The sequence below is a fragment of the Mesorhizobium sp. M1006 genome (assembly GCF_040318825.1).
Lineage (GTDB): Bacteria > Pseudomonadota > Alphaproteobacteria > Rhizobiales > Rhizobiaceae > Mesorhizobium.
On record NZ_JAMYMZ010000017.1, the window covers coordinates 67166 to 81849 of the forward strand.

14 protein-coding genes are annotated in these 14684 nt (G+C 63.9%); 6 read left to right on the plus strand and 8 right to left on the minus strand.

The features are described from left to right. The first annotated feature begins 114 nt into the window (after positions 1-114). Both NKH60_RS18155 and NKH60_RS18160 read left to right on the plus strand, forming a co-directional pair. Positions 115-846, plus strand: coding sequence for an SDR family oxidoreductase (locus NKH60_RS18155; RefSeq protein WP_254815741.1), 732 nt, complete (start codon positions 115-117; stop codon positions 844-846). A 166-nt stretch (positions 847-1012) separates the two neighbouring features. Beyond that, positions 1013-1858: a fumarylacetoacetate hydrolase family protein gene (locus tag NKH60_RS18160; protein WP_352834239.1), complete on the plus strand. Its 846-nt coding sequence runs from the start codon at positions 1013-1015 to the stop codon at positions 1856-1858. A 211-nt stretch (positions 1859-2069) separates the two neighbouring features. On the opposite strand, the gene NKH60_RS18165 is transcribed toward NKH60_RS18160, so the two are convergent. The 6 genes from NKH60_RS18165 to NKH60_RS18190 all read right to left on the minus strand — a co-directional run bounded on the left by NKH60_RS18165 (position 2070) and on the right by NKH60_RS18190 (position 8377). Next, the gene (locus NKH60_RS18165; protein WP_352527632.1) at positions 2070-3068 is read right to left on the minus strand and encodes an ABC transporter ATP-binding protein; all 999 of its coding nucleotides are present in this window, start codon (positions 3066-3068) and stop codon (positions 2070-2072) included. Positions 3069-3083: 15 nt separating this feature from the next. After that, positions 3084-4145 carry a Gfo/Idh/MocA family protein gene (locus NKH60_RS18170; protein ID WP_352834242.1) on the minus strand — a complete coding sequence of 354 codons (1062 nt, stop codon included), beginning with the start codon at positions 4143-4145 and terminating at the stop codon, positions 3084-3086. Continuing rightward, positions 4142-4981 carry a carbohydrate ABC transporter permease gene (locus NKH60_RS18175; RefSeq protein WP_023679838.1) on the minus strand — a complete coding sequence of 280 codons (840 nt, stop codon included), beginning with the start codon at positions 4979-4981 and terminating at the stop codon, positions 4142-4144. The genes NKH60_RS18170 and NKH60_RS18175 overlap by 4 nt, the downstream gene beginning before the upstream one ends. Before the next feature lie 12 nt (positions 4982-4993). Further along, a complete protein-coding gene (locus tag NKH60_RS18180; protein ID WP_023718922.1) occupies positions 4994-5917 on the minus strand; it encodes a carbohydrate ABC transporter permease in 924 nt (307 codons plus the stop codon). 238 nt (positions 5918-6155) lie between these two features. Further along, the gene (locus NKH60_RS18185) at positions 6156-7415 is read right to left on the minus strand and encodes an ABC transporter substrate-binding protein (RefSeq protein WP_352449606.1); all 1260 of its coding nucleotides are present in this window, start codon (positions 7413-7415) and stop codon (positions 6156-6158) included. Between the two features lie 2 nt (positions 7416-7417). Then, a complete protein-coding gene (locus NKH60_RS18190; protein WP_031212743.1) occupies positions 7418-8377 on the minus strand; it encodes an N-acetylmuramic acid 6-phosphate etherase in 960 nt (319 codons plus the stop codon). 199 nt (positions 8378-8576) lie between these two features. On the opposite strand from NKH60_RS18190, the gene NKH60_RS18195 reads away from it, so the two are divergent. The 4 genes from NKH60_RS18195 to nagA are packed head-to-tail and all read left to right on the plus strand — an operon-like array spanning position 8577 to position 12434. Then, positions 8577-9458 carry a glucosamine kinase nucleotide-binding domain-containing protein gene (locus tag NKH60_RS18195; protein ID WP_352472799.1) on the plus strand — a complete coding sequence of 294 codons (882 nt, stop codon included), beginning with the start codon at positions 8577-8579 and terminating at the stop codon, positions 9456-9458. Further along, positions 9455-10237, plus strand: a complete 783-nt coding sequence (locus tag NKH60_RS18200) for a GntR family transcriptional regulator (RefSeq protein WP_352472800.1) — start codon at positions 9455-9457, stop codon at positions 10235-10237. The genes NKH60_RS18195 and NKH60_RS18200 overlap by 4 nt, the downstream gene beginning before the upstream one ends. Continuing rightward, positions 10234-11265, plus strand: coding sequence for an SIS domain-containing protein (locus NKH60_RS18205; RefSeq protein ID WP_352872851.1), 1032 nt, complete (start codon positions 10234-10236; stop codon positions 11263-11265). The genes NKH60_RS18200 and NKH60_RS18205 overlap by 4 nt, the downstream gene beginning before the upstream one ends. Then, a complete protein-coding gene (nagA, locus tag NKH60_RS18210; RefSeq protein WP_352834248.1) occupies positions 11262-12434 on the plus strand; it encodes an N-acetylglucosamine-6-phosphate deacetylase in 1173 nt (390 codons plus the stop codon). The genes NKH60_RS18205 and nagA overlap by 4 nt, the downstream gene beginning before the upstream one ends. A gap of 2 nt (positions 12435-12436) precedes the next feature. Here nagA and NKH60_RS18215 read toward each other — a convergent pair whose 3' ends face one another. Together NKH60_RS18215 and rpe are read right to left on the minus strand one after the other, a co-directional pair. Further along, entirely contained in the window at positions 12437-13960 is a 1524-nt protein-coding gene (locus NKH60_RS18215; protein ID WP_352834251.1) for a malonate--CoA ligase, read from the minus strand. 40 nt (positions 13961-14000) lie between these two features. Beyond that, positions 14001-14678 carry a ribulose-phosphate 3-epimerase gene (gene rpe, locus NKH60_RS18220; protein ID WP_352449613.1) on the minus strand — a complete coding sequence of 226 codons (678 nt, stop codon included), beginning with the start codon at positions 14676-14678 and terminating at the stop codon, positions 14001-14003. Positions 14679-14684 lie beyond the last annotated feature (6 nt).

Genomic DNA, 14684 nt, shown 5'->3' on the forward strand with positions numbered 1-14684 from the left:
GGTTGGCAGGGCGAATATCGAAACAGGCGGGATGGTACTGCCCGGCTGGCACATTGCGCCCCGGCCTTGTGCCGGTAAAAAGCCGAACGATCACAGACGGGCGAGGAGAGAAGCATGGCGGATCTGACAGGCAAGATCGTTGTCGTCACGGCGGCGGCGCAAGGCATCGGCCGGGCAAGTGCGCTGGCTTTCGCCAAGGCCGGCGCCGTCGTCCATGCCACCGACATCAACGAGGTGGTGCTCGCCGACCTCGGCAAGACGCCCGGTATCAAGACCCGCAAGCTCGACGTGCTGAACGACGAGGCGGTGAACGCCGCGTTTGCCGAGATCGGCGCCGTCGACGTGCTGTTCAACTGCGCCGGCTTCGTCCATTCCGGCTCGATCCTCGAGATGAAGGACGGCGACCTCGACTTTGCCTATGATCTCAATGTCCGCTCAATGATCCGCACCATCCGCGCCGTGCTGCCCGGCATGCTGGAGCGCGGCGACGGCTCGATCATCAACATGGCGTCGCTGGCCAGTTCGACCAAGGGCGTGCCGAACCGCTTCGTCTATGGCCTAACCAAGGCAGCCGTCATCGGCCTGACCAAGTCGGTCGCCGCCGACTATGTCGGCAAGGGCATACGCTGCAATGCGATCTGTCCGGGCACGGTCGAAAGCCCGTCGCTGCAGGACCGCATGCATGCGCAGGGCGACTACGAAGCAGCTCGCGCCGCCTTCATCGCGCGCCAGCCGATGGGCCGCCTCGGCACGCCCGAGGAAATCGCCGACCTCGCCGTCTATCTGGCCGGCGCCACCTATACGTCGGGGCAGGCTTATAATATCGACGGTGGCTGGTCGATCTAAGAGGCCATTTGAAAACCCTACTCCGCCGGGCGCCTGACGCGGCTTTCTGCGCTTCCGGTGCTCACGTACTTTAAGTACGCTCCGCTCCGGTTCTCGAAACCCACGCCATTCGCCGCAGCGGAGCGAGTTTGCAAACGGCCTCTGGTCGCAACTGGGAGAAAACTGCATGAAACTGCTGCGCTATGGCGAGGCGGGGAGCGAACGCCCCGGCCTGCTCGATGCGGATGGAACGATCCGCGACCTCTCCGCCCATGTCACCGACATTGCCGGCAAGACGCTCGATCCGGCATCGCTCGAGACATTGTCGAAGCTCGATCCGAAAACGCTACCGGCGGTTTCCGGCAAGCCACGCATCGGCGCCTGCGTCGCCGGCACCGGCAAATTCATCTGCATCGGTCTCAACTATTCCGACCATGCTGCCGAAACCGGCGCCACCGTGCCGCCGGAGCCGATCATCTTCATGAAGGCAAGCTCGGCTATTGTCGGGCCGAACGACGACGTGCTGATCCCGCGCGGCTCGGTGAAGACCGACTGGGAGGTCGAGCTCGGCGTGGTGATCAGCAAGACTGCGAAGTATGTCACCGAGGCCGAGGCGCTGGATTATGTCGCCGGCTATTGCGTCGCGCACGACGTCTCCGAGCGCGCCTTCCAGGCCGAGCGCCAGGGCCAGTGGACCAAGGGCAAGTCCTGCGACACGTTCGGGCCGATCGGCCCGTGGCTGGTGACCAAGGACGAGATCAAGGACCCGCAGAACATCCCGATGTGGCTGACGGTCAACGGCAAGACCATGCAGAACGGCTCGACCAAGACCATGGTCTTCGGCGTCGCTTATCTCGTCTCCTATCTCAGCCAGTTCATGTCGCTGCACCCGGGCGACATCATCTCTACCGGCACGCCGCCCGGCGTCGGCCTCGGCATGAAGCCGCCGGTCTTCCTGAAGCCCGGCGACGTGGTCGAGCTCGGTATCGAAGGGCTGGGCATCCAGAAGCAGACGTTCAAGGCGGATTTGTAGGCGCTCTTCCTTCTCCCCTTGGGGGAGAAGGTGGATCGGCGCGCAGCGCCGAGACGGATGAGGGGTGCTGCAAGAAAACGAGGCGTGAAAACATCAGGGGATTTTAGGCACTTACGCCTTCAGCGTAGCGATCCGTCCAACACCCCTCATCCGACCGAGCTTCGCTCGGCCACCTTCTCCCACAAGGGGAGAAGGGGAGTCGGCGCCTGCGCTATTTCAGCACCTTCCCATCAGCCCCAAACCGGTATGTCTTTGCCGGATCCGGCGTCGCGTAGAGCGTGGCACCCGGTTCGGCGTTATAGACGCCGAAGATGCGCACTGTGATCAAGCCGGCCTTCTCGCAGTCGAGATAGAGGTTGGTGTCGGCGCCAAGGTGCTCGGCATGGACAACCGTGCCTTTCCAGGCACCGGATTTCGGATCGACGGTCAGGTGCTCGGGACGGACACCGATGGTCTTGGCCGTCTCGCCAAGCCTGGCCCCGTCGACGAAGTTCATCTTCGGTGAGCCGATGAAGCCGGCGACGAATTCATTTGCCGGCGAATTGTAAAGCTCCATCGGTCCGCCGATCTGCTCGATCTTTCCCGCGTTCAGCACGACGATCTTGTCGGCCAGTGTCATCGCCTCGACCTGGTCGTGGGTGACATAGATCATCGTGGCCTTCAGCCGGCGATGCAATTGCGCGATCTCCAGCCTGGTGTTGACGCGCAGTGCGGCGTCGAGGTTCGACAGCGGCTCGTCGAACAGAAAAAGCTTGGGCTCACGCACCACGGCGCGGCCGATGGCGACGCGCTGGCGCTGGCCGCCGGACAACTCGGCCGGCCGCCTCGAGAGGTAGGGCTCCAGCGACAGCATCGAGGAAGCGATGCCGATGCGGCGGTCGATCTCGGCCGCCGGCGTGCCCGCCTGCTTGAGGCCGAGGCCCATATTGTTCTTCACAGTCAGATGCGGATAGAGCGCATAGGTCTGGAACACCATGGCGATACCGCGCTTGGCCGGCGGCGTGGCGGAGACGTCCGCCCCGTCGATCACCACGCGGCCCGAGGTCGAGTCCTCCAGCCCGGCAATGACCCTGAGCAGCGTCGACTTCCCGCAGCCGGATGGACCGACGAAGACGACGAACTCGCCATCCGTCACCTCGAGGTTGATGCCCTTCAGCACCTCGACCGGCCCGAAGGCTTTTTTCACATTCTCGATGTTCAGCGAGCCCACGGCTTCGTCCCTGTTCTAGAGTTTCACGGCGAGGCCGCTGCGCACGCTCTCGTCTGCGGCAAGACAGACGGCGAGCGACTTCACCGCGTCGTCCATGTGGCGGGTCAAGTCCAGATCCTCGCGGATCGCCTTCAGCACAAACGCCTGTTCCAGGTCGCAGAGGTCCTGATGGCCGGGCTCGCCTTGCATCGACAGCATTTCGTCGGGTTTGGCGAACTTGCCATCCGCGCCGGTCGCCGCGCTGTGCAGGCGGATGGTCGAGGTCTTGGTGTGGGTGTCGATGTCGTCGGACCTGACACCCTCCTTCATGACGATCGACACGCAGCCATTGGGCGAGATCACGTCCTTGACGAAGAAAGCCGTCTCCGAAATCATCGGCCCCCAGCCGGCCTCGTACCAGCCGACCGAACCGTCGTCGAATAGCACCTGCAGATGACCGTAATTGTACATTGACGGCGCGATCTCGTCGCTCAGCCTCAGCCCCATGCCGCGCACCTCGACTGGCCTGGCGTCGGTGATCTGCAGCATCACGTCGAGATAATGCACGCCGCAATCGACGATCGGCGATGTCGTCTGCATCAACTGCTTGTGCGTCTCCCAGCTATGGCCGGAGGATTGCTGGTTGAGGTTCATGCGGAACACGTAAGGGCCGCCGAGCTTGCGCGCCTCGGCGATCAGCCGGATCCAGGACGGGTGATGGCGCAGGATGTAGCCGATCACCAGTTTTTTGCCGTTGGCCTTGGCTGCCGCGACCACGCGCTTTGCATCGGCGACGGTGGTTGCCAGCGGCTTTTCGAGGAAGACGTGGCAGCCGGCCTCGAACGCCTTGACCGCATAGTCAGCATGGCTGTCGGAATAGGTGGCGATGCAGGCGACATCGGGCTTTTCGTCGCGTAGCGCCTCATCGAAGGAACGCCGGATGGCGTAGGTCGAAAGCCCTTCCGGCAGCGGCACATCGGAGCGGTTGACCAGCGCGGCGATCTGGAATCCCAGATTGGTGTGATAGGCCAGCGCATGGCTGCGCCCCATATTGCCGAGCCCGGCGACGACAACGCGAAGGGGTTTTTGCGAATTCACTTGACCGCTCCCGAAGTGATGCCGCGGATCAGCTGCCGCGAGAAGATGACGTAGAGGATCAGCACCGGCATGATCGCCAGCGACAGTGCCGCCAGGATGGCATTCCAGTTGGTGACGAACTGGCCGAGGAACAGTTGCGCGCCGAGCGTCACCGTCTTGGTTTCCTCCGACGGCGCCAGGATCAGCGGGAACCACAGATCGTTCCAGATCGGGATCATGGTGAAGACGGCGACCGTCGCCATAGATGGCCTGACCAGCGGCAACACCAGGCGGAAGAAGATGGTGTATTCCGATAGCCCGTCGATGCGGCCGGCGTTCTTCAGATCGTCCGACACCTGCTTCATGAATTCCGACAGGATGAAGACGGCAAGCGGCAGGCCTTGCGCCGTATAGACCAGGATCAGCGCTGTCAGCGTGTTGACTAGCCCGCTCGCCACCATCAATTGCAGGATGGCGACGGTGGCAAGGCGGATCGGGATCATGATGCCGAGCGCCAGATAGAGCCCCATCAGCGAATTGCCGCGGAAGCGGTATTCCGACAGCGAGAAAGCCGCCATGGCGCCGAACAAAAGCACGAAGAACAGCGAGGCGACGGTGACGACAAGGCTGTTCTGGAAATAGTGGATGAAATCGCCCTGGCCGATCACCGTCGTGTAGCCGATTAGATCGAAGGTTTTCGGCGTCGGCGGCGCCAGCGGCGCACCGAAGATGGCGGCGCGCGACTTGAATGAGTTGACGATGACGATGATTACCGGAAACAGCGCGATCGCCGTGTAGGTCAGAAGGATCGCATGCGCGCCAATGGTGCGGGGCAGCGAGCGGGTTGCGGTGCTCATGGTCGCGCTCCCCTAAAACTGGTAGCGACGCAAGCGCGTCTGTACGAGGAACAGATAGACGCAGACGCCGCCGAGGATGATCAGGAACATCATCGTGGCGATCGCCGCGCCCATGTTGGGATCGCCGACCTGCAGCTGGAAACCGAAGAAGGCGCGGTAGAGGAAGGTGCCGAGAATATCCGTTGAATAGTTCGGCCCGGCCAGCGCGCCTTGCGCGGTGTAGATCAGGTCGAAAGCGTTGAAGTTGCCGACGAAGGTCAGGATCGAGATGATGCCGATCGACGGCAGGATGAGCGGCAGCTTGATCTTCCAGAACTGCGCCATCCCGGTGATGCCGTCGCATTCGGCCGCTTCGATCACCTCCTCGGGAATGGACAGCAGTGCCGCATAGATCAGCATCATCGGGATGCCGACGAACTGCCACACCGAGATCAGGCTGAGCGCGGTCAGCGCATATTGCGCCTTGCCGAGCCAGGGCGTGAACAGGCTTTTCAGGCCGACAAGGTCCATCATATGCGGCGCCACGCCCCATAGCGGCGACAGGATCAGCTTCCAGGCGAAGCCGACGATGACGAAAGACAGGATCGTCGGCACGAAGATCGCCGTGCGGTAGAAGGCGGAAAACCGTAGCCTGGGGCTGGACAGAAGTGCGGCCAAAAGGACGCCGATCGGGTTCTGCACCAGCATGTGGATGATGAAGAACCAGACATTGTTCCTGAGCGCGTTCCAGAAATTGACCGACCAGTTGGGATCACCGAACAGCATGCGGAAATTTTCCAGTCCGACGAAGACCTGCGACTGGTTGATGTTGCGGAACAGCGACAGCTGCAGCGTGCCGGCCAGCGGCAGGATCATGATCGCCGTATAGACCAGCAGCGCCGGCGCCAGGAAAACGCCGATATGCCAACGGAACGGTCTTTTCGGTGCTGCGGCCATGCGTTCGGTCCCCGCCGATCAGGTCTTGCTATTGCCGCCAAAGGGCGCGGCGCCTCCCTCCCCCTCGAGGGGAGGGTACCTCGCAAAGCGAGGCGGGTGGGGTCGGCAGAGGAGCACGCCATCGTCGTTCGACCGTGCTTTCCAGCAGCGATCAAGCCGCAGTCTGCCTCGACCGACCCCCTCTGTCGCCTTCGGCGACATCTCCCCCTCGAGGGGGGAGACAACGCTTCGCCGCGCTTTACTTCGCCGGCTTGTACCAGCTGTCGAGGCCGTCCTGCAGCTTCTTGGCGGCAGCTTCCGGCGTGTCGGTGCCGTTGATGACGTTGGCCGATTCAACCCACGTCTCGTTTTCGAGGTTCGGCGTGCCGCGCGACAGGATCTGGTAGGTCGAGCGGATCGTCGACTTGCACTTGCCGCGCCAGGAGACGAATTCCTGGGCCAGCGGGTCTTCCATCTTCACCGGGGTGTTGTTCAGGCTGAAGAAGCCCGGCAGCGCGTTGGCGTAGATGGTGGCGAAATCCGGCGAGGCCACCCAGGACAGGAAGGTCTTGGCCGCATCCGCGTTCTTCGAGGCCGCATTGAGGCCCATGCCGATGTCGGTGTGGTCGGAGATGTAGCAGGTGTCGCCGGCCTTCTGCACCGGCGGCGGGAAGGCGCCCATCTTGAACTGCGCCTGCGTGTTGAACAGGCCGATCTCCCACGAGCCGGCCGGGTAGATGGCGGCGCGGCCGAGCGTGAACAGGTTCTGGCTGTCCGGATAGGTCTGCGCCTCGAAGCCGTCGCCGAGATAGTCCTTCCACTTGGCCAGTTCCTTGAAGGGCTCGACCCACTGCGGATCGGTCAGCTTCTGCTCGCCCTTGATCAGCGCCAGGCGGCCTTCCTCGCCCTTCCAGTAGTTCGGGCCGATGTTCTGGTAGCCCATGGTCGCCGCTTCCCAGAGGTCCTTGGTGCCCATCGCCATCGGGATGTAGGTGCCGTCGGCCTTGATCTTGTCGAGCGCGGCGAAGAATTCGTCGCGCGTCTCCGGCACCTTGATGCCGAGCTTGTCGAAGGCGTCCTTGTTGTAGATGAAGCCATGGATGACGGAGGCCATCGGCACGCAGAAACTCGACTTGCCGTCGTCGGTCTGCCAGGCGGCCTTGGCGACGTCGGAGAAGTTCTCCATGCCGGGCAGGGTCGAGATGTCGGCGAGGTTGCCCTTCTTGAAGAGTTCCAGCGACTTGTCGAACGGGCGGCAGGTGATCAGGTCGCCGGCCGAGCCGGCGGCGAGCTTGGCGCCGAGGGCGGCGTCATATTCGGTCGGCGCCGACGGCGCGAACACCACCTTGATGCCCGGGTTCTTGGCTTCGAAGGCCGGGATCAGCTTGTCCTTCCAGATGGCAAGGTCGTCGCCGCGCCAGCTTTCGATGTTGAGCGTTACGTCGTCGGCATAAGCCACCCCGGCGGAGCCGAGAATGCTGGTGCCGAGAAGAAGTGCCGTCAGTAGCTTCGTTGTCATGCTCAGTCTCCCTGTTGACCTTTTTCAGGTTCGGTTTTGATGAGAACAGAGGCATTGCGCCCCTTGCTCCCCTCGATCGCGGAAAGGGCCGGCCGCAGCTTGTGGCCAGTCCCTTCCAATATCTTCTCGGCTGCATCGGCGCTGGCGGCGCCGGCGGCGAGCAGAATAGCGGTCTTGACGACGCCGCCGCTCCTTTCGAGCAGGCGCGCCGCCTCGTCCTTGTCGCGCCCGCTGACAGCGGCGACGATGCGTGCGGCGCGGTCGCGCAGCTTGATGTTGTCGGCCATGAGGTTGACCATGTAGCCGTCATGGACATGGCCGAGATGGATGGCGGCGAGCGTCGACAGCATGTTGAGCGCGATCTTCTGGGCGGTGCCTGCGCCCATGCGCGTTGAGCCGGCAATCAGCTCCGGCGGCGTTTCGAGCAGGATGGCGATGTCGGCCAGCCGCAACAGCGGCGCATCCCTGTTGTTGGCGATGGCAATGGTCGCCGCACCGCGGCGCCTGGCGTCCTCGATCGCCCTGACTGCATAAGGTGTCGAGCCGCTGGCCGAGACGGCGATCAGGCAGTCGCCCTTGCCGATGCGGGCGGCGGCAACTGCTGCCGAAGCTTCCTCGGTGTCGTCCTCCGGCCCGCCGGCCAGTGTCTTGAAGGCCTCGTCGCCGCCGGCGATCAGGATGGCGATGCGGTCGCGTTGGATGCCGAAAGTGCCCGGGAGCTCAAGCGCATCGGCCAGTGCCATCAGGCCCGAACTGCCGGCAGCCGCATAGGCGAGCTTGCCGCCGCTTTTCAGTCTGCTTGCGATGATTTCGGCTGCCGCAGCAATGGCAGGAATGGCGCCGTGCACGGCCTTGGCGGCCTCGATCTGTGCGTTGGCCAAAGAGGAAAGGACGGCTTCCGGGGCCTGGATATCCAGTCCCTCGGCATTCTGGTGAAGCGCTTCGGTGCGCGTTTCGGCCATCCGCTTTCCTCCAATCGAGAAAACCATACCAAAAAAATACCACTTGTCCACACGCATTAATGAAATCCTTGCGGCAGTGCAGGCTTGCGAACGAAATTGGCTGATTTTCCAACAAACTACGCCTTAACTTTTTTGAAACGGAAATTAATCCTTGGCTATTGGTATTTTATTGGTATTATCCGCCCGGAGGAGAAATCGCGTGAAATTCGTGCTCGGCATCGATGGCGGCGGCACCAGCTGCAGGGCGGCCCTTGCAACGGCCGACGGCATCGTCCTCGGCCGCGCCAAAAGCGGTGCCGCCAACATCCGAACCGATCTCACCGGCGCCAGGACGAACATCGTCGACGCAGCGCAGCAGGCCTTTGTCGCCGCGGGCAAGGATCCCGCACTGATCCCGCAAACTCCGGCCGTTCTCGGTCTTGCAGGCGCCAACGTCGGCACCTACCGGCAGCAGCTCGAAGCGATCCTGCCGTTTCGCATCAGCCGTGTCGAGACCGACGCCGAGATCGCGCTGGAAGGCGCGGTTGGCTCAGGCGACGGCGCCATGGCCATCCTCGGCACCGGCACCGCCTATATGGCACGCAAACAAGGCAAGTCGCGCGCCATCGGCGGCTGGGGGTTCCAGGTCGGCGACCAGGGCAGCGGCGCCCGCATCGGCCGCGACCTGCTCGAGCAGACGCTGCTCGCCTATGACGGCATCCGCCAGGGATCGCCGCTGACGGAGACCATGCTCGCCATTTTCCGCAACAATCCCGAGGATCTGGTCGAATTCACCACCAACGCCAAGCCCGGCGATTTCGGCGGCTTCGCGCCCAAGGTGTTCGAACATGCCGAAAAAGGCGACGTCGTCGCTATCTGGATCCTCGACAAGGCGGTCGCCGATGTCGAAGCAGCGCTTGGCGTGCTCGACCTGGGCGGCGGCGATCCGCTCTGCCTGCTCGGCGGGCTGGCGCCGCTTTACGCGCCGCGCCTGTCGGCCCGCTACCGGGCGCTGCTGAAACCGCCGCTCGACGACGCTCTGGGCGGCGCGGTTCAGATGGCGGCTCGGATTTTCGCAAACACGGCGGAGGCAGCTCGATGAGTGAGGCCGCCGACCAGATATTCGCGGCGCTGAAACAATCGTCGCAGAGTGGCGCGCCGCTCTATCTGCAGCTCAGGAAGAGTATCGAGGATGCGGTCAAACGCGGGCTGATCGGACCTGGCGATGCGCTGCCTTCCGAGCGCGACATCGCTAGCAAGGCCGACATTTCGCGCGTCACCGTGCGCAAGGCGGTGCAGGACCTGGTCAAGGGCGGCATCCTCGTCCAGCGCCATGGTTCCGGTACCTTCGTTGCGCCACGTATGGAGCGCGTCGAGCAGTCGCTGTCGATGCTGACCTCGTTTACCGAGGACATGGCACGGCGCGGCATGGCGGTGCGTTCGGCTTGGCTCGACCGCGGCCTCTATCCGCCGTCGCCCGACGAGATGATGGTGCTCGGCCTGGCATCGAACGAATTGGTTGCGCGCGTGGCGCGCCTTCGTATCGCCAACGACACGCCGCTGGCGATCGAGCGCGCCTCGCTATCGACAAGCGTGCTGCCCGATCCGGCGGCGATTGGTTCGTCGCTCTACGCCGCGTTGGAAAAGACCGGCAACAGGCCGGTGCGGGCGGTGCAGCGCATTTCCGCCACCAATCTCGGCGATAGCGACGCACAGCTGCTGGAAGTGCCGCCGGGCATTGCCGGCCTGCACATCGAGCGTATCTCCTATCTGGCGAGCGGCAAGGTGATCGAGTTTACCCGCTCCATCTACAGGGGCGACGCCTATGATTTTGTCGCCGAACTCCGGCTGAGCGGGCCGGGCGAAGAGGGCCGGCCATGACCGCGACAACGACCCATATGCGGCGCGAGATCGAGGAGATCCCGGAGGCCACCGCCCGTCTGCTCGATGGCTCGGCCGCGGTGCTGACGGAAGCTGGACGCGGCATTCGAAAGCGCGATCCGAATTTCGTCGTCACCGTGGCGCGCGGCTCGTCCGACCATGCCGCGACCTTCATGAAATATGCCGTGGAGTTGACCGCCGGGCTGGCGGTTGCATCGGTCGGCCCGTCGATCGCCTCGATCTATGGCGCCAAGCTGAAGCTGGGCGGCTCGGCCTGCCTGGCGATCTCGCAGTCCGGCAAGAGCCCGGACATCGTTGCAATGGCGCAAGCGGCGAGGACCGGCGGTTCGCTGACCGTCGCCATCACCAACACCGCCGATTCGCCGCTGGCGCGGGCTTCGGACTACGCGATCGACATCCTGGCCGGACCGGAGCGCAGCGTCGCGGCGACGAAGACCTTCGTCAATTCAGCCGTCGCAGGACTCGCCTTGATGGCGCATTGCACCGGCGACGACAAACTTCTGGTGGCGCTCGCGCGCTTGCCGGAGCATTTTCGCAAGGCGATCGCCTGCGACTGGATGGCGCTGGCCGGGGCGCTGGAGACGCAAAAGTCGCTGTTCATTCTCGGTCGCGGCCCGTCGGCGGCGATCGCCAACGAGGCGGCGCTGAAATTCAAGGAAACCTGCGCCATGCATGCGGAAGCCTATAGTGCCGCCGAGGTCATGCACGGCCCGCTGGCGCTGGTCGGTCCCGGTTTCCCGGTGCTGGCGCTGGCTGCTCGCGATGCGTCCGAGCCATCGGTGGCCGATGCCGCCGACAGCCTGGCCGGCAAGGGCGCTGCCGTCTTTGTGACGTCGAACAAGGCAAAGAGCGCTCAGCGCCTGCCGCATGTCGCAACCGGTCATCCGCTGACCGACCCGCTGACGCTGATCGTGTCGTTCTATGGTTTCGTCGAGGCTTTTGCCCGCCATCGCGGCCTCGACCCCGACACGCCGCCCAATCTGCGCAAGGTAACGGAAACCCTATGAGCGACCGTTTTGCCCTGACTGGCGCCCGGATTTTCGATGGCGACGACTGGCACGACAATGCGGCGCTTGTCGTGCGCGACGGCCTCGTCGAGGCCATTGTTGCCGCCGGTGCCATTCCATCCAATGTTGCGCATATCGAGACCGGCGGCGGCATGCTGGCGCCTGGATTCGTCGATCTGCAGGTCAATGGCGGCGGCGGCGTCATGCTCAACGACCATCCGGACGTCGCCTCGATCGAGACCATCTGCCGGGCGCACGCACCCTTCGGCACGGCGGCGCTGTTGCCGACGCTGATCACCGACACGTCCGAGATCACCGCCGCGGCGGTTGCGGCCGGAGCCGAGGCGGCATGGAGGAAGGTGCCGGGGTTCCTGGGCCTGCACCTCGAAGGGCCGCATCTGTCGATCGCCCGCAAGGGCGCACATGACCCGGCTTTGATCCGGCCGATGCTAGACTCCGACCAGACGATGCTGATCGCCGCACGGAAAAACCTGCCCGTGCTGCTGACGACGGTGGCGCCCGAATCCGTCGAGCCCAGCCAGGTGTCGGCGCTTAGCAAGGCCGGCATTGTCGTCAGCATCGGCCATTCCGATACCGGCTATGCCACGGCTCGCGCCTTTGCCGAGGCCGGCGCAACGGTGATCACCCATCTGTTCAATGCGATGAGCCAGATCGGCAATCGCGAGCCGGGGCTGGCGGGCGCCGCAATCGATACAGGCACATTCTATGCCGGCATCATCGCCGACGGTATCCATGTCGATCCGGCCACCATGGCCATCGCCTTGCGCGCCAAGCAGGGCCCGGGCAAGATCCTGCTCGTTACCGATGCCATGGCGACGATCGGCACCGACATGACCTCGTTCACGCTGAACGGCCGCACCATCCACCGCAAGGATGGCAGGCTGACACTTGCCGACGGCACGCTGGCGGGCGCGGATCTCGACATGATTTCCGCGGTGCGCTTCATGCACCGCGTCGTCGGCCTCGACCTCGACGAAGCCTTGCGCATGGCCTCGCTCTATCCGGCGCAGGCGATCGGCCAATCGCACCGGCTCGGGCGCTTCGCCAACGGTACCGCGGCCAACATCGTTTCGCTGTCGGACGATCTGGACATTAAAAGCGTCTGGATCGATGGTGCCAGGGTTTTTGCAGGCAGCCCTGCTCGTTAGGGTTAGCCGGCTTTGGACGTATAGAGGTCCTTGTAGGCTTCGCGCAGCAGGTTCTTCTGCACCTTGCCCATCGTGTTGCGCGGCAGTTCGTCGACGAAGATCACCCGTTTCGGATGCTTGTACCTAGCGAGGCGCCCGGCGATGGCCTCGACGATCCCTGCGGCGCTGATGGTCGAGCCCAGCGCCCTCACCACGACAGCGGTGACGCCTTCGCCGAAATCCGGATGGGCAACGCCGATGACAGCGCTTTCGGCGACGCCAGGCAGTGCGTCGATCTCGCTCTCGACTTCCTTTGGATAGATATTGTAGCCGCCGGAAATGATCAGGTCCTTGCCGCGGCCGACGATGTGGACATAGCCGTCAGCATCGATCAGTCCGAGATCGCCGGTGATGAAGAAACCGTCGTCACGGAACTCCGCTTTGGTCTTTTCCGGCATGCGCCAGTAGCCGCAAAAGACATTGGGACCCCTCACCTCGATCATGCCGACATCGCCCTTGGCAAGTGTTTCGCCGCTCTCGGGGTCGGTGATGCGCAGGGAAACGCCGGTCAGGGGAAACCCGACCGTGCCGGCACGCCGCTCGCCATCATAAGGATTCGACGTGTTCATGTTGGTCTCGGTCATGCCGTAGCGCTCGAGGATGGCGTGGCCGGTGCGCTCTCGCCAGGCTCTGTGCGTCTCGGCCAAAAGCGGCGCCGAGCCGGAAATGAACAGGCGGATGTTTTTCGCCGCTTGCCGGTTCAAACCGTCCTGCTGCAGCAGGCGGACGTAGAAGGTCGGCACGCCCATCAGCACGGTGGCCCGCGGCAGCAGCGAGACGATGCGGGCCGGGTCGAATTTGGTTTCGAACAGCATCGAGGCGCCGGCCATCAGGACGACATTGGTGGCGACGAAAAGGCCATGCGTGTGGAAAACCGGCAGCGCGTGAATCAGCACGTCTGCGGCAGTGAAGCGCCAGAGGTCGACCAGCACCCGCGCATTGGAGGCGAGGTTTTCGTGGCTGAGCATGGCGCCTTTCGAACGGCCGGTGGTGCCGGATGTGTAGAGGATCGCAGCAAGGTCGTCCGGTCCGCGCGCCACGTCGTGGAAGTCCACGGCCGTCTCGGAGGCGCGATCGGTCAACGAACCCTCGCCCTTGCTGCCGAGTGTCGCGACCGCAGCGCCCGAGGCCTGCGCCAAAACGCCGATCTCGGTCACTCGCGCCGGGTCGCAGACGATCAGTCGTGGTTCGGCATCCCTGAAGAAGTAGTCGAGTTCGGTCAGCGTATAGGCGGTGTTGAGCGGCAGGAAGATCGCGCCGGCACGCAGGCAAGCGAGATAAAGGAAAATGGCCTCCGGGCTCTTCTCGACCTGAACGGCGACGCGGTCGCCGGCTTCGACGCCCAGCTGCGACAGCACATGTGCCAGTTGAGCGGAGCGCGCCAGCATTTCGCCATAGCTGATCGAGCTCCCGTCATCTGCCTCCATCAAAAGGCGTCCGGGCGTGGGCATCCGGGCACGGAAAGCATCGAACAGATGGTTGCTCAAAAGTTCCCCCGAGCGGCTGTCTCCGGCCGGACGGCGGCGGTCAGCCGGCCGCCTTGTCCGCCGCTGCCCTGATTGCCTCGATGTTTGCCCGATAGGCTGCGACGCTGCCGCCCTTGAAAATGGCCGCACCGGCGACCAGCACGCTGGCGCCGGCGGCGGTGACCAGGGGCGCAGTTTCCGGCGAAATGCCGCCGTCGATCTCGATCCGGATCGGCCTGTCACCGATCAGCGCCTTCACCCGCTTCACCTTGTCTACGATCGCCGGAATGAAGGCCTGACCGCCGAAGCCCGGATTGACCGTCATGATCAGGATCAGATCGAGCCGGTCGAGCACGTATTCGATCATCGTCTCCGGTGTCGCCGGGTTGAGCGACACACCGGCCTTCTTGCCAAGATTTTTGATCGTCTGCAGCGAGCGGTCGAGATGCGGCCCGGCTTCGGCGTGCACCGTGATGCCGTCGCACCCGGCCTCGGCGAAGGCGGCCAGATAGGGGTCGGCGGGGGCGATCATCAGATGGCAGTCGAAGAAGGCCTTGGTGCGGTTGCGGATCGCCTTGATCACCGGCGGCCCGAAGGTGATGTTGGGGACGAAATGCCCGTCCATGACGTCGAGATGGATCCAGTCGGCGCCGGCGGCCGCCACCGCCTCGACCTCGTCGCCGAGCTTCGAGAAATCGGAAGCCAGCACCGATGGCGCGATCAGGGTTTTTTTGCTCATGACGCG

Excerpts from the sequence above, each read along its gene's own strand:
- NKH60_RS18155 (WP_254815741.1), top strand. The coding sequence starts at position 115 with ATGGCGGATCTGACAGGCAAGATCGTTGTCGTCACGGCGGCGGCGCAA.
- NKH60_RS18160 (WP_352834239.1), top strand. The coding sequence starts at position 1,013 with ATGAAACTGCTGCGCTATGGCGAGGCGGGGAGCGAACGCCCCGGCCTG.
- NKH60_RS18175 (WP_023679838.1), bottom strand. The coding sequence starts at position 4,981 with ATGAGCACCGCAACCCGCTCGCTGCCCCGCACCATTGGCGCGCATGCG.
- NKH60_RS18180 (WP_023718922.1), bottom strand. The coding sequence starts at position 5,917 with ATGGCCGCAGCACCGAAAAGACCGTTCCGTTGGCATATCGGCGTTTTC.
- NKH60_RS18185 (WP_352449606.1), bottom strand. The coding sequence starts at position 7,415 with ATGACAACGAAGCTACTGACGGCACTTCTTCTCGGCACCAGCATTCTC.
- NKH60_RS18190 (WP_031212743.1), bottom strand. The coding sequence starts at position 8,377 with ATGGCCGAAACGCGCACCGAAGCGCTTCACCAGAATGCCGAGGGACTG.
- NKH60_RS18200 (WP_352472800.1), top strand. The coding sequence starts at position 9,455 with ATGAGTGAGGCCGCCGACCAGATATTCGCGGCGCTGAAACAATCGTCG.
- NKH60_RS18205 (WP_352872851.1), top strand. The coding sequence starts at position 10,234 with ATGACCGCGACAACGACCCATATGCGGCGCGAGATCGAGGAGATCCCG.
- nagA (WP_352834248.1), top strand. The coding sequence starts at position 11,262 with ATGAGCGACCGTTTTGCCCTGACTGGCGCCCGGATTTTCGATGGCGAC.
- rpe (WP_352449613.1), bottom strand. The coding sequence starts at position 14,678 with ATGAGCAAAAAAACCCTGATCGCGCCATCGGTGCTGGCTTCCGATTTC.